Genomic DNA, 14,637 nt, shown 5'->3' on the forward strand with positions numbered 1-14,637 from the left:
GGGCGAGGTCGGCCCGGCTCTCCAACGTCGGCGCGCCCGCGTGAGGGTGACTGGCCGGACTCGAACCGCGCCGCCTCCAGGTCCACAACCTGGCGCTCTACCTGATGAGCTACAGCCACCATGCCGTCACCGGCGACTCCGGTGACGGGTCGTACCCGTGCCGGGACTCGAACCCGGGACAGCCGGTTTGTAGGACCGGTGCTCTCGCCGCTGAGCTACACGGGCATGCGTGTTCCGGCCTGGAATCGAACCAGGGACCTCCGTCTTGTCGAGGCGGCGCTCTACCAACTGAGCCACCGGAACGGGAGCGGGGACGGGATTTGAACCACGTGATCTCCGGCTTATGAGGCCGGCGAGGACGACCGAGCTCCTCTACCCCGCAGTACGCCGTCGGGGACTCGAACCCCGGACTTGCCGCTTAAGAGGCGGCAGCTCTACCAGCTGAGCTAACGGCGCGTGACGTCCCTTGGGCGGGACTAAGTGGACCCGGTCGGAGTCGAACCGACAACCTTCGCTGTGCAAAAGCGTTGCTCTACCAATTGGAGCTACAGGCCCGAGGGTGTTTCTGCGGTGGACACGAGCGGGAAACAGGAAAGCCGCCCGTTCCTCGAATGGCGAGGTGGGCGGCCAGGACGCAGAAAATGCTGCGCTATCCGCTCCACCGATGCGGGCCATGACCTCGCCGGTGCAGTCTCGCCGCCACGACGGGCACGGCGGACCCATATCGCTTGGCCCGGGTTTGGGCGGTCGCGCACGTGGGCTGCGTCAACATGACGGTTCAACTCCCTTCGACGATCATGGTGTTGCGGGTTCTTCGCCCGCCTCACCGGCGTTGAGATCACTCTGCATCATGCCTGCGGAATGCGCGACGTATTTATCGGTCGTTCTGTCGTTGCGCGGGTGATCGGCCCGGCCGGATGGGTCCGGCCGGGCCTGGCGTGGGTCAGGCGAGCGGTTCCAGGTCGAGGTGGAAGCGTTCGGCGACCAGGTCGATCCGCTTGTTCAGGAGGTCCTCGTCGGTCGCCTCGATCAGCACCGTTCCGGCGGCGGACGCGGAGTGCAGGCGGGCGCCGATCGTGCTGCCACGCCGTACCCGTACCGTCGCGCTGATGACGCCGTCGATGGCGCGCAGTTCGCCGGCGTCGGTGACCGCTTTCACCCGGCCCGGACGGACCGGGAGGAGGCAGACGGCGACGAGGCCGTCGCGTACCGGACGGGCGGGGGCGGTGGGGGCGGGCAGGCCGAGGGAGATGCGGTTGAACGCCTCCCACAGGTCCACCCCGTAGGCGGCCTTGATCATGTCGGTGATGCCGCCGCCGGCCGGGCGGCAGGAGATCTCGCCCACGACGAGGTCCGGTCCGGACTGGTAGACCTCCAGGTGGGTGACGCCGTCGCGGAGGCCGAGGGCGGTGACCACCGATGCGTGCAGGCGGCGTACGGCTTCGGTCTCGGGTCGCTGTTCGGGGAGCAGGTGGGAGCCGTTGAGCCGGCCCACCGGGTCGAGTTGTGAGACCAGGTAGCGTCCGACGGAGGCGAAGACGAGCCGGCCGTCTTGCACGATGGCGTCGGAGTGGTATTCGGCGGACATCGTCACCATCCGCTCGACCAGCAGCGGGCAGGCGGCGCGGCGCAGGGTGTCCCCCGCGGCCGAGGCGGTGAAGGCCTCCAGTTCGGCGGCGCCGGTGAAGCCGTGGACGTTCATCGAGCCGGTGCCGAACGCGGGTTTGAGGACCACCGGCCCGCCGAGTTCGTGGGCGGCGCGAACGGCGGCCGGCAGGTCGGCGGCGACCCGGTGCGCGGCCACCGGCAGTCCGGCGCGGGTGAGCGCGGCCTTCATCACCGCCTTGTTGGTGAACCGGTTGGCGACCTCGAAGCCGATGCCGGGCAGTCCGAGGTAGGAGCGCAGGTAGCCGCCGGCCGGCACGCTGCGTTCGGACGGGGTGACGATGTGGTCGATCGGGTTGCCGGCGAGCAGGCGGAGCGCGGTTTCCCGTACGGCGGTGAGGTCACCGATGTCGTCGACGAAGGTGAGGTGGGCGTCGCCGGGGTACTGCGCCCGGTAGGCGGGTTCGGTGAGCACGTCGATGTGGGCGCCGGGGGCGGCCTGCCGCAGCTCGTCCAGGGCTTCGGCCTTGCCCGAGTTGATCATGAGGATGCGGGTCACGACGTCTCCTCCAGTGTGGTGAAGGCCCGGTCGAGATACCACAGGGTGTAGGCGTGCACGGCGAGCCACACTTCGGTGGTCCGGAGGGCGTCCTGGTACTTGAGCCAGCCGGCCAGGGCGTTCGCGGCTCCGATCAGCAGCCGGGCGCGGGCCGGTGCCGGATCGTGCGCGGCGGTGTCGGCGGCGAGCCGGTCCTCGAACCCCTGGAGCACCGGGTCGATCGTGAACGGTGTGCGCAGGCCGGTCAGGTCCAGGACACCGTCGGCCGGTGGGGACGGCGGGCCGTCGAGCAGTTGCGCGGTGGCGCCACGGGCGATGGCGGTGAGCAGCCCGCTCATCGGCAGGGCGCTGTGCAGGAGGGTGGCGTAGTCGTACGCCGGGTCGCCGTAGCCGATGTCGGGCCGGTCGCGTCCGTCCCAGACGGTGCGCGGGTCCACGAAGATCGGGGATCCGTCGGCCCGCCGCATCATGTTGCGCAGGTGGACGTCGCCGTGCACCAGGCAGCCGTGGCCGGGTTCCAGACGTGGGTACACCTCGTACAGGCGCTGGGTGGCCTCCTGGAAGGACGGCAGCAGCCGCCCGCCCGGTACGCGGACCCGGGCGCCGAGCACCTCGTCGGCCCGCCAGCCGGGCAGCAGTGCGGCGAAGGTGCCGCGGTATCCGGGGTGCTCGACGACGGCCTGGAACCGGTCGCGGTACAGGTACGCGGCGACGGTGGGGGTCCGCTGCTGTGTGGAGGTGCGGTACAGCGTGTCGAGGAGCTCCAGATGCGGCCGCATCGTGTCCGGCGCGTCGGGGCGCAGGCGCCACCGGCCCTCGTCGGCGAAGACGATCTCGTCCAGGGTGGCCGGGTCGGCCTGTTCCATGACGCTGGTGGCGAGCGTGCCGTCGAGGTGGGTGCCGAAGCGGCGCGGGAACAGCGGCGGCTGCCGGTGGGCGGCGAGGTGGTCGTTGACCCGGTCGACGAACTCGGCCTCGGCCGTGACCACGTCGCGCGAGCCGACCTTGGCGACCAGGGCCGGGTCGGCGCCGAAGGCCACGATGCCCAGTGAGTCGGCGCCGTTGGCGTACGCCGCCCGGACGGTGGCCGGTTCGCCGAGGGTGACGTCGGCGGTGTCCGCCCAGGTTCGCAGCCGGTCGGCGACGAGCAGGTCGATGACGGCGCGGGTGTGCTGGGCGCTGTCGGTGATCCGGTCGATCATCGTGCCGTGGCGGGGGCCGTCGAGGAACAGCGTCCAGCGGGACAGGTAGCGGTTGCCGTCGCGGTCCACGTGAGGCAGGCGGGCGGCGTCGTCGCCCGGCTGCCGGACGGCGGCCGCGAGGTCGGCCGGCAGGTGGGCGTGCTTCTGCGGGTCCTCGGTGCTGAGCGCGGCCACGGTGATGCCGAGGCGGCGGACCTCGTGGTGGACGGCGCCGAGCAGCAGCGTCTGGCTGGTGCAGCCGGACAGGTCGTGGTGCTGTTCGCCGACGCCGTGGCCCGGGTAGGCGAAGACGATCACCGGGTCGCCGGCCGGCGTGCCGAGCAGTCGCCGTACGGTGTCGATCTCGTCGGTGGTCGCGGCGCGGACCCGCCCGTGCAGGTCGACCGGATTCGTGGTGGCGGTCATGGTCAGGCCTCGACCGGGATCGGCGCGCCGGCCATCGCCGCGTCGACGATCTCGGCGGCACGGAACGGCATGAGCGACAGCAGGACCTCGCTGAATCCGTGGGTCGCCTCGCCGTACCCCTGAAGGAAGATCTTGGGCCGGAACCGCGGCGTGGCCTCGATGTCGTAGGTGCGGCGCAGGGCGTAGCGGTCCGGCTGGGCCATCGTCAGGTGCCGCTGGACGTCGTGCAGCACGGGCACCGGCATCGGGTAGCGGTAGCCGGTGGCCAGGATGATCGCGTCGGCGTCCAGGGTGGTGGTGTCGCCGGTGTCGCGGCGGCGCAGGTGCGCGGTCGCCTTGTCCGGGCCGTTCTCCGCGGCCGTCAGCTCGCTCCAGCGGTGCAGGGTGACGGCCTGCGAGCCGGTGACGAGGTCCTCGTAGTGTTCCCGGTAGATGGTGGGGATCAGGTCGTAGCTGACGCCGGTGTGCGCGGCGAGGCCGTAGGTGTCGAGCACCTCGCCACGGAACTCCTCGCGCTGGCCGTAGAACCAGCCGGGCATCGCCGGGTCGAAGAACTCGTTGATGAAGTGCGTGTCGTCCTCGGGGCGCAGCGCGAAACCGCGGATGACCTGGTCGATGCGGGCGTTCGGGTAGGTGCGGCGCAGGTGCAGGAAGACGTCGGCCGCGGTCTGCCCGGCGCCGACGATCGCGAACCGGTACGGCGCCGCGGTGTCGGTGTACGACTCGTCCAGCCGGTGGGCGGTCTCGGAGGCGTGGAAGACGCGCGGGCCCGCCTGGACTCCGGCCGGCAGGTGCGGCTGCCCGCCGGGCGCGATGATCAGGTTCCGGGTGCGTACGGTGCGCTCGGTGCCGTCGGCCAGGTCGCGGACCACGACGTCGAGCAGTTCGACGTCGTCAGCGGCGCCGGCGACGGGGTGGACGGCGACGACCTCGGTGCCCCAGTGGACGCGGTCGGCGAAGCGTGCGGCGACCCATCGGTAGTAGTCGTTGAATTCCGTACGCGTGGGGTAGAAGGTCCTGAGGTTCACGAATTTCGCGAGTCGCTCACGGTCGGCGAGATAGCTCAGGAACGAATAGTCGCTGCGGGGGTTCCGCATGGTGATGAGGTCCTTGAGAAAGGACACCTGCATCTCCGCGCCGGCGAACATGAGGCCCTCGTGCCAGGAGAACTCCGGCTTGCGGTCGAAGAAGACGGCGCGCACCGGCTGCCCGGCCTCCTCGGCCGCGATGGCGACGGAGAGGTTGGCGGGGCCGAAGCCGATGCCGACGAGATCGTAGGTCGATTCAGACATGAATTGCTTTCCCCCGGTGATGGTTCATTGTCGCGACGACCGTGTCGCACCATGAATGTCGAATGGCTCCGCCCGCCGTGGCGGGAATTCTCGAGCCGGTCAGGCAGGCGCCGAATGGAGGGGGCGTGGACACCCTCTAGAAACTTTCTGTTCACCTGTTCGGCGGCCTCCAGAAACGTAACGGCTGCCGCTAACCGGACACAACGCCCCTCTCAACTACTGGGAAAAGGGTGCTCCGAAGGCATGTTGAGCAGCTCGTATTCATAAACGTCGAGACAGTTTTCGAGCACTCGGCCGGGATCCCCCGAAAACGCCGCTGAGCTGCGTCGATGCCCCGAAACGGAACGGCGATCGACCAGCGTTGTGATCTCTCTCATTCCGGAAACCGTTCACGGTCTATTCCCCCGCTGTTAATGTGGCTGGCATTCCACAGAAACACCACCTCGGGAGTTGCTCCGCCATGACCTCATCGCCGGACGGGCGCCCTGCCGTCCTGCTCATCGGTGGCTCCCCACGCGCCCTGCGACAGGCCGCCGCGACCGGCGCCCGAGTGGTGCTGCTCCAGCCGCCGGGGTGGTCGGATCCCGGCGCCGCCCGGCAGGCGCACCACATCGAGCTCGTGGACTACACCGACCCGGACGTGCTGCCCGGCGTCGCCCGGGATCTGCACGCCCGCTACGGATTCACCCGTGCCGTGTCGCTGACCGAACCCGGCCTGGTGCCGGCCGCCCTGGTCAACGAGCAGCTCGGTCTGGGCGGAACCCCGGCCGGGGTGGTACGGCTGCTCAAGGACAAGCTGGCGATGCGGGCACGTCTCGCCGCCGCCGACCTGAGCCCGGTCCCGGCGGCCGCGCTCGGCGACGTCACCGATCTGGCCGCCTTCGCCGCACGCCACGGCACACCGGCCGTGGTCAAACCGGTCGACGGGGTGGGCAGCCTCGCCGTCGTCCGCCTGGACCGTCCCGGCGACGTCGACAGTGTGTGGTCGCGGGCCCGGCGTGCGACCGGCCGGCCGCTGATGGCCGAGGGGTACCTCGACGGCCCCGAGATCAGCGTCGAGGCGTTCACCTTCGGGCCGGGCGACCATCGGGTGCTGGCCATCACCGACAAGCTGGTGGGCGCCAACTTCGTGGAGGTCGGGCACACCGTTCCGGCCCGCCTGGCGCCCGGCGACGCCGCCCGTGTGGAGGCGCTCACCGTGGCGTTCCTGGACGTCGTCGGCCTGACCGAGGGGCCGTCGCACACCGAGATCAAACTGACCGCCGACGGGCCGCGCATCGTCGAGTCGCACAACCGGGTCGGCGGCGACAAGATCGCCGATCTGGTCCGGCTGACCACCGGCGTCGACCCGGTCACGCTCAGCTTCGCCTGGCCGCTCGGGCTTGCGGACCGTCCGCCGGCCGGCGCCGTGCCGCGGGCGGGAGCGGCGATCCGCTTCCTCACCCCCGCGCCGGGACGGGTGCGGGCGGTGCGAGACCTCGACCGGGTACGCGCCGAGCCCTCCGTGGTCGCCGCGGAGGTGACCGTGGCGCCGGGCGACGTCGTCCCCGAACTGGCCCGGTCGGACTCCCGTGCGGGATACGTGATCGCGCGGGCCGCGGACGCGGACCGGGCGGCCGTGCTCGCCCAGCGGCATGCCGCGACGATCACCATCGACACCGTGCCCTGCGAGGCTTCCTGATGAGCTCCACCGTCACCCATGTCGTCGCCGGATTCAGCGATGTCCTGCTGTCGAGACTCGACGGTCTCCTTCCCGCCGGATCGGTGCTGGTCCTGGAGGATCCCCAGGTGGCGTCGGCGCGTGACGCCGTACGCCGGGCGGCCGCCCACCCGTGTGTCGCCGCGCTGACGGGCGCGCCGGTGCAGCGCGAGGACGATCCCGGCGCGGCGCCCGCCGCGGTGGCCCGGCCGGCCGGGCTCCAGGCCGTGCTGCCCGCCGTCGAGTACGCGGTGGTGGCCGCCGCCGGCCTGGCCGAGAGCTGGCGGGTCCCGGGCGCCGGGGTGCCCGCCGCCCGGCTCCTGCGGGACAAGGCCCGGCTGCGTCACGCCGCCGGCGCCGCCGGGCTGCCGCAGCCGGCCTGGCGCGTGGTCGCCGGTCTCGACGAGGCCGCCGCCTTCCGCGCCACCCTGGGCGGCGCGTGCGTGCTCAAGCCCGCGAACCGGCAGGCCAGCCTCGGGGTGCAGCTGCTGGAGCCGGAGGACGACCTCGCCGGCGCCTGGCGGCGGCTGATCGGCGCCGACGAGCCCCGGCTGCGCGGTGAGCTGTCCACCGGCCGCTACCTGATGGAGCAGCGGCTGCGGGGCCGGGAGGTCAGCGTCGAGATGCTCGTCGATCAGGGGCGGCCGGGATTCGTCAACGTCTGCGCGAAGACCGTGCAGCCCGGACCGAACCCGGTGGAACTCGGCCATCAGGTGCCGGCCGACATCGCCGAGCCGGACCGGGAACGGCTGGCGGCGCTGACCGCCGCTCTGGCGGCCGCGATCGGTTTCCGGTCGGGCGTGCTGCACGCCGAGTGGATCGTCACCGCGGACGGCGGACCGCACCTGGTCGAGTGCGCCGGGCGGCTGCCCGGCGACCGGATCGTCGACCTGATCGACCTGGCGTACGACCTCGACCTCACCGCCGCGTGGATGACGATCCTGCGGGGCGGCCCGGGACGGCCGCGCACCGCGGCCCGCCGTGGCGCGGCCATCCGCTTCCTGACCGGCGCGCCCGGCACCGTGACGACCGTCGACGGCGCCGGTGCGGCCCGGTCGGCGCCGGGCGTCCACGACGTCCAGGTCACCGCGAGCGCCGGCGACGTGATCGCACCGGTCTCGTCCTCCTGGGACCGGATCGGCAGCGTGCTGGCGACCGGCGACGACGCGGCCGAGGCCGATCGGCGGGCCCGGCACGCCGCGGATCTGATCACCGTCCACAGTTCCCCACGGTGATCGGCCGGCTGGCGGGCCGGTACGTCCCGGCCGGGCGGGACGGGCGGATCCTCACCGTCGTCGCCCTGATCGACTCCACCGGCACCGGCCTCTACCTGGCCGGCGCCACGGTCTTCTTCCTGCGGGCGATGCTGCTCGACCCGGGCCAGATCGGCCTCGGCCTGGCGGTCGCCGGCTGCGTCGGTTTCGTGACCACGCTGCCGATGGGCCTGCTCGCCGACCGGATCGGCGCCAAACGCACCCTGATCGGCATGCAGGTGTGGCGGGCGGCGTGGTTCGCGGCGTTCGCGTTCACCACCGGCCCGGTGGCGTTCACCCTCATCGCCTCCGCTGTCGCGGTCGCCGAGCGAGCCGCGTCGCCGACGACCCAGATGCTGGTCGGCGGCACGGCCACCGCCGAGGACCGGACCCGCACCATGGCGGTCATGCGCTCGGTGCGCAACGTCGGTTTCGGGCTGGGCGCGCTGCTCGCGACTCCGCTGCTGGCGCACCACTCGACGTGGGCGTACCGGGGTGTCGTGCTGGCCGACGCTCTCTCCTTCGTGCTGGCCGCGCTGCTGCTGACCCGGGTCCGCGACGTACGGCCCGCGCGAACCGCCCGCAAGCCGGCGCCGCTGCGCTCCCTGTGGGGCTTCCGGGACTGGCGGTATCTGCTGCTCGCGGCCGTCAACGGATGGCTCACCCTGCACATGACGCTGCTCTCGGTGGCGCTTCCGCTGTGGGCGCTGCAGGCCACCACCGCCCCGGCGTCGGCGCTTCCGCTGCTGGTGCTGGTCAACACCGTGCTGGCGGTGGTGTTGCAGGTCCCGATGGCGGGCATCGCCCAGCGGTCCGACGGCGCCCTCCGGGCCCTGCGCTACGCCGGGCTCGCGCTGGCCGTCTGCTGCGCCCTGTTCGCCGCGGCCGCCGGGACCAGCCGCTGGACCGCCGTGGCGGTGCTGCTCGCCGCGGTGCTGGCACTGACCGCCGGGGAGCTGTGGCAGGCGACCGGGGCGTGGGACCTGTCGTACGCCTACGCCCCACCGGATCGGGCCGGCGAATACCTGTCGGTGTTCAGCCTGGGCGCCACCGTGCAGCAGATCGCCGGTCCCGCGCTGGTCACCTCGGTGATCGTCCCGCACGGCCGGTCCGGCTGGCTGGCGCTGGCCGTGCTTCTCGCCGTCACCGCCGCGATCGCCGGGCCGGTGGTGCGATTGCTCGCCCGCCACCAGCCCACCACCATTTCCCGAGTCGGCAATCCTTAATCGGTCAAGTTGGCGATTGCCATCGCATTTAGCCTGATGAATGGGCTGCTCGGCGAGGCGGCCATCGACCGGCGGCAGCGCTCGAGATGGCCCGCTTCATCTCCGCCAGGCCACGTTTTGCCTGGTGAATCCGGGACATGTTCAGGATCCCGACGCGGCCGCCGTGCGAATTTCCGGCCCGGCCGACCGAAGATCAAATATCATCGTCGTCAATGTCCTGACCTGGCTTTTCAGGGAAACTTTCGCATTGTTCTGCCGTAGTTACGTCGGGCAGACCTTTACTTTCGTCGATCCCATCCATAGATTCTGTCGTATCAGGCATCACTGATATCAGCGAGCCGTTAACGCGACGACGCCCTTCGGCGGGACGCCAGGCCATCCCCATCCTTTTTAGATCTTGGGTGCTCTGCCGCGTCCATTCGGCTCGAGAGGAACGGAGACGCATGGACGACACCGCCGACCGGACCCGACCAACGTTCTCCCGGCGTTCGCTGATCGCCGCCGGCACGCTGGGCGCCGCCGTACCCGCCATCGGCGGCGCGGCGACCCTGGCGGGCACCCCCGCACGCGCGGTCCTCTCCGTCACGAGACGGGTGACGATCTACGCCGAGGCGCTGCCGGGTGGCCTCTTCGGCTACGGGCTGCAACCCGGAAAGGCCACCGTGCCCGGTCCCGTGCTGGAGATCTACGAGGGGGACACGCTCGAGATCACGCTGGTCAACACCACGAACCAGCGCCTGTCCATCCATCCGCACGGGGTGGACTACAGCACCGGGTCCGACGGCAGTCCGCTGAACGACTCGTACAACGATCCGGGCGAGACACGCACCTACGTGTGGCGCTCACGGGAGATGTTCGCGGCCGCCGGTCGCCGCCTCATGCCGGGCAGCGCCGGTTACTGGCACTACCACGACCACGCCATGGGGACCGACCACGGCACCGCGGGCGTGGCCAGAGGGCTCTACGGCGCGCTGATCGTGCGCCGCCGGGGCGACATCCTGCCGGACAAGCAGTTCACCGTGGTCTTCCACGACATGACGATCAACAACCGGACGGCGCCCGACACGCCCCTGTTCGAGGCGGATCTCGGCCAGCGGGTGGAATGGATCGCGATCGGGCACGGCAACCTGTTCCACACCTTCCACCTGCACGCGCATCGCTGGGTGGACAACCGCACCGGCATGCTGGAAAGCCTGAGCGATTCCAGCCCGGCGATCGACAACAAGGATCTCAACCCGGGCAGCTCCTTCGGCTTCCAGGTGCTGGCCGGTGAGGGCGTCGGCCCCGGCGCCTGGATGTACCACTGCCACGTGCAGAACCACTCCGACGGCGGCATGGCGGGGATCTTCCTGGTCCGCAACGCCGACGGCAGCATGCCGCCCGGCGCCGAGGAGGCCATCCACCGCTTCCAGGGCCACGCCCACCACGACCCGGCGAGCCACACCGACCATCAGGGGGCAGGCGGATGAGTACAAGGGCACCACGACGAGGGCTCGCCGTCATCACGGCGATGGCCCTGGTGGCGGGCATGACACCGGCCATGGGGTACGCCGTGCCGGCATCGGCCGCCGCGGCGGAGCAGATCTCGGTGATCGTATTCCACGGCGCGGCGGCAGAGCAGGAGGACCCGGTCAGCACCGCCGCGCAGACCATCCAGCAGCTCGGGCAGGCGGCCGGAATCACCGTCGAGGTCACCAGCGACCCGTCCGTGTTCACGGCCGCCGAACTGGCCGAACACCGGGCGGTGGTGTTCCTGTCGGCCGGCGGCACGGCCCTGTCCCGCGATCAGGAGAGCGCGCTCACCGCGTACATCAGAGGGGGTAATGGTTTTGTCGGCATCGCCGACGCGGCCAAGGCGCAACTGGACTCGGCCTGGTTCACCGGCCTGATCGGCACCCGCCCGGCCGGCGCCGTCCCGGCCGCCGAGCCGGTGGCCAAGGTCGGCGCCAACGGCGAGAACCCGCCCAACGAGACCAAGGAGAAGCTGACCGACGGCGACGCGAACACCAAATGGCTGACCCGCAGCACCACCGGCTGGGTCAGTTACGAGCTCGCCGCCCCCAAGGCGATCACCGGGTACGCGCTCACCTCGGCCAACGACGCCGCGGGGCGCGACCCCAGGGACTGGTCGCTGCAGACCTCACCGGACGGGCAGACCTGGACCGACGTGGATCGGCGCACCGCGCAGACGTTCCCCGACCGGTTCCAGACCCGCCGCTTCGACCTGGCCGCACCGCAGAACGCCACATTCTTCCGCCTCAACATCACCGCCAACGCCGGTGAACCGCTCATCCAGCTCGCCGAGCTGAGGCTGTTCACCGCCGACAGCACCGCGCCGGGCTCCCCCGCGGTCAACCGTTCCGTCGTCGACGTGCTCGACCGGCAGCATCCGGCCACCGAGGACCTGCCGGCCACCATCACCCGGGCGGACCGCTGGTACAACTGGTCGCCGAACCCGATCGGCACGGTGCATACCCTCGCCCAGGTCGAGGAGCGCCACTACAACCCGGGGACCAGCGCCAACGGGCCGTTCCATCCGGTGTCGTGGTGCCGCGACTACGAGGGCGGGCGGTCCTTCTACACCGGCATGGGCCACACCGCGGACAGTTACGCCGAAGCCGGCTTCCGGCAGCACCTGACCGGCGCGCTGGGCTGGGCGACCGGCATCGTGCGCGGCGACTGCCAGGCGACCATCGCGGCCAACTACCGGACCGAGCGGCTGACCGTGGCCAACCAGAGCGGGCAGCTCGACCAGATCGGCGAACCGCACGGGCTTACCATCGCCGGCGACGGCACGGTCTTCTACGTGGGCAAGGCGGCCTGCCCGAGCGGACCGGTCGTCAGCTGGGACGACCCCAAGGTCGGGCTGGGCTGCGGCACCATCCACTCCTGGAAACCGCGCACCAGACAGGTCAAGCTGCTGACCACGCTGCCGGTGATGGGCAACCGGGGAAGCGGATCGGAGCTGGTGAAGAACGAGGAGGGTCTGCTCGGCATCGTGCCGGACCCGAAGTTCGCCGAGAACGGCTGGCTCTACGTCTACTGGATGCCGCACGAGTCGATCGACCGGGTCAAACGCATCGGGCAGCGCACTGTCAGCCGGTTCACCTACGACCACGAGACCCAGAGCATCGATCAGGCCACCCGCAGGGATCTGCTGCGATTCCCGGTGCAGATCCACAGCTGCTGCCACGCCGGCGGCGGCATGGCCTTCGACAGGCAGGGCAACCTGTACGTCGGGTCCGGGGACAGCAACTCGTCGGAGGGTTCACAGGGCTACTCCGGCAACAACTGGACCCAGGAGTACGCCGGGCTGTCCTTCCAGGACGCACGACGTACCTCCGGCAACACCGACGACCTGGCCGGGAAGATCATCCGCATTCATCCGGAGCCGGACGGGACGTACACGATTCCCGACGGCAACCTCTTCCCACCCGGCACCGAGAAGACCCGGCCGGAGATCTACGTGATGGGCGTACGCAACATCGCCCGCCTGCAGATCGACCCGGAACACGACTGGCTGACCGCCGGCTGGGTCGGCCCGGACGCCGCGCAGCCGAACCCCCAACTGGGGCCGGCGAAGTACGAGACGGCCACCGTCATCACCTCGGCCGGCAACCAGGGCTGGCCGTACTGCATGGGCAACCGGCAGCCGTACCGTGACCGCAGCACCACCGACGCCACCGTGCTCACCGGCTGGTACGACTGCGGCAACCTGAAGAACACCTCACCGCGCAACACCGGCCTGGTCGACATCCCGCCCGCCCGGGACAACATGATCTGGTACGCGCCGGGCGGCGGCGGCCCGGTCTTCCCGCCGCGCGCCGACGGCAGCGGCATTCCCACCTACAACGCCGCCGACGCCGTCTACACACAGCCGTACCTGCGCGGCGGCGGCCAGGCGATCATGTCCGGCCCGACATACCACCGCGACCGGGTCGACCCCGGCAGCACGGTCGCCTGGCCGGCCTACTGGGACGACAAGTGGTTCATCGGCGACCAGTCCAACTCTGCCAACCGGGTGGCGGTCACCCTCGACCCGGCCGGGGTGCCGCAGCAGAAGCCGCCGCTGTTCGGCGAGTCGCTGCGCGCGATCCTGCCCGGGGGCAACGCCGACAACCGGCTGATGAGCTGGATGGACGCCAAGTTCGGCCCGGACGGCGCGCTGTACCTGCTCGACTACGGCGGCGGCTTCTTCAGCCTGCACCCGGCACAGAAGCTGCTGCGCGTCATCTACACCGGCGGGGCCGCGACCCCGGCGCCGGCCGCGGCTTCGGTGGCGGTCCAGAACAAACCTTTGACGTACGCCTTCAGCGGCTCCCGGTCCGGTGGAGTCAGCCACCTGTGGGAGTTCGGCGACGGCACCAGTTCGGCGCTCGCCGACCCGCAGCACGTCTACGACGATCCCGGAAGCTACACCGCCCGGCACACCGTCACCTACGCCGACGGCGAGAAGGTCACCGTGACGACGACCGTGAACGCCGGATGCGCCGTGCCGGACGACCGGGCCACCGTGTTCCTGGCCGACAGCGACACCGGGGTGCCGAACAAGGCGGCCGGCGGTGGCTGCACGATCAACGACCTGATCGACGACGAGAGCACCTGGGCCGGCCACGACAGCTTCGTACGCCACGTCACCGCGGTGGCCCGTGAGCTCGAGGACGACGGGCTCCTCACCGCCCGGCAGGCGGGCACGCTGACCCGCGCGGCCGCGGCGGCACCGGTCGGCCGGCCCGGCCACACCGGATACGAGCCGCTGTTCGACGGCACCGCGCGGTCGCTGCGGGACTGGATCCAGGCGCCGTCCGGATCGTTCGGCATCCAACCGGACGGCTCGCTGCGCCCCTCCGGCGGCCTGGGCATGCTCTGGCACACCGCAGAGTTCGCGGACTTCTCGCTGCGCCTTCAGTTCCGCGACGTCGCACCCGGCACGTCCCGCGGCAACAGCGGGGTGTTCACCCGGTTCCCGGACCCGCGAACCCCGGTGGACCAGCGGCCACCGGGCAGTTGCGGCACGCTCGGCTCGGCACGCACCTCGGCGGCCTGGGTGGCCATCTACTGCGGACACGAGGTGCAGATCTACGACGGCGAGACCGGGGAGCCGCAGAAGACCGGCTCGATCTACAACTTCGACCCGGCGCCACTGCCGGACGCGAGAGCCACACCGAAGAACGTGTGGAGCGACTACGAGATCCGTGTCGTGGGGCAGCGCTACACCATCGTCCGCGACGGCGTGGTGATCAACGAGTTCGACAACACCCCCGGCAAGACGTCGTCACGGGCCTCGGACCCGCCGACCGACCTGCGTCAATTCCTGCGCGGGCACATCGGGCTGCAGAACCACGGCGACAACGACCTGATCGAGTTCCGCAACATCCGCGTACGCAAGCTCTGAT

Annotated in this window: 9 protein-coding genes and 6 tRNA genes; 5 read left to right on the forward strand and 10 right to left on the reverse strand. The window is 71.0% G+C overall.

Annotation, left to right across the window (positions count from 1 at the left end; all coding sequences use genetic code 11):
- Nucleotides 1-45: 45 nt before the first annotated feature.
- The 9 genes from IEZ13_RS16655 to IEZ13_RS16695 form a co-directional block, all read right to left on the reverse strand.
- Nucleotides 46-119: transfer RNA gene (locus tag IEZ13_RS16655), tRNA-His, on the reverse strand.
- Between the two features lie 33 nt (nucleotides 120-152).
- Nucleotides 153-225: transfer RNA gene (locus IEZ13_RS16660), tRNA-Val, on the reverse strand.
- A gap of 5 nt (nucleotides 226-230) precedes the next feature.
- Nucleotides 231-303 (reverse strand) — tRNA-Val (locus IEZ13_RS16665).
- Between the two features lie 2 nt (nucleotides 304-305).
- Nucleotides 306-382 (reverse strand) — tRNA-Met (locus IEZ13_RS16670).
- A 1-nt stretch (nucleotide 383) separates the two neighbouring features.
- Nucleotides 384-456: transfer RNA gene (locus tag IEZ13_RS16675), tRNA-Lys, on the reverse strand.
- Nucleotides 457-481: 25 nt separating this feature from the next.
- Nucleotides 482-555: transfer RNA gene (locus IEZ13_RS16680), tRNA-Ala, on the reverse strand.
- A 388-nt stretch (nucleotides 556-943) separates the two neighbouring features.
- Complete coding sequence (locus tag IEZ13_RS16685) at nucleotides 944-2,164, reverse strand: ATP-grasp domain-containing protein (protein WP_183218599.1); 1,221 nt, start codon at nucleotides 2,162-2,164, stop codon at nucleotides 944-946.
- Nucleotides 2,161-3,771, reverse strand: a complete 1,611-nt coding sequence (locus tag IEZ13_RS16690) for a phosphotransferase (protein ID WP_183218600.1) — start codon at nucleotides 3,769-3,771, stop codon at nucleotides 2,161-2,163. Before IEZ13_RS16690 ends, IEZ13_RS16685 begins: the two co-directional genes overlap by 4 nt.
- 2 nt (nucleotides 3,772-3,773) lie before the next feature.
- Nucleotides 3,774-5,063, reverse strand: coding sequence for a lysine N(6)-hydroxylase/L-ornithine N(5)-oxygenase family protein (locus IEZ13_RS16695; RefSeq protein WP_183218601.1), 1,290 nt, complete (start codon nucleotides 5,061-5,063; stop codon nucleotides 3,774-3,776).
- Between the two features lie 460 nt (nucleotides 5,064-5,523).
- Between IEZ13_RS16695 and IEZ13_RS16700 the strand changes: the two genes are divergently transcribed.
- From IEZ13_RS16700 to IEZ13_RS16710, 3 genes are read left to right on the forward strand one after another with little or no spacing between them, the layout of a single operon-like run.
- A complete protein-coding gene (locus IEZ13_RS16700; RefSeq protein WP_183218602.1) occupies nucleotides 5,524-6,744 on the forward strand; it encodes an ATP-grasp domain-containing protein in 1,221 nt (406 codons plus the stop codon).
- Entirely contained in the window at nucleotides 6,744-7,997 is a 1,254-nt protein-coding gene (locus IEZ13_RS16705; RefSeq protein ID WP_183218603.1) for an ATP-grasp domain-containing protein, read from the forward strand. The genes IEZ13_RS16700 and IEZ13_RS16705 overlap by 1 nt, the downstream gene beginning before the upstream one ends.
- Nucleotides 7,994-9,241 (forward strand): MFS transporter, encoded by a 1,248-nt coding sequence (locus IEZ13_RS16710; protein WP_229794741.1) that lies wholly within the window; start codon nucleotides 7,994-7,996, stop codon nucleotides 9,239-9,241. The genes IEZ13_RS16705 and IEZ13_RS16710 overlap by 4 nt, the downstream gene beginning before the upstream one ends.
- Nucleotides 9,242-9,434: 193 nt before the next feature.
- Here IEZ13_RS16710 and IEZ13_RS16715 read toward each other — a convergent pair whose 3' ends face one another.
- Nucleotides 9,435-9,620, reverse strand: a complete 186-nt coding sequence (locus tag IEZ13_RS16715; protein WP_183218604.1) for a hypothetical protein — start codon at nucleotides 9,618-9,620, stop codon at nucleotides 9,435-9,437.
- Nucleotides 9,621-9,684: 64 nt separating this feature from the next.
- Between IEZ13_RS16715 and IEZ13_RS16720 the strand changes: the two genes are divergently transcribed.
- Nucleotides 9,685-10,710 (forward strand): multicopper oxidase domain-containing protein, encoded by a 1,026-nt coding sequence (locus IEZ13_RS16720; protein ID WP_183218605.1) that lies wholly within the window; start codon nucleotides 9,685-9,687, stop codon nucleotides 10,708-10,710.
- Nucleotides 10,707-14,636, forward strand: coding sequence for a ThuA domain-containing protein (locus IEZ13_RS16725; RefSeq protein ID WP_203833707.1), 3,930 nt, complete (start codon nucleotides 10,707-10,709; stop codon nucleotides 14,634-14,636). The genes IEZ13_RS16720 and IEZ13_RS16725 overlap by 4 nt, the downstream gene beginning before the upstream one ends.
- Nucleotide 14,637 lies beyond the last annotated feature (1 nt).

The organism is Actinoplanes campanulatus, from assembly GCF_014647795.1.
GTDB classification, from domain to species: domain Bacteria; phylum Actinomycetota; class Actinomycetes; order Mycobacteriales; family Micromonosporaceae; genus Actinoplanes; species Actinoplanes campanulatus.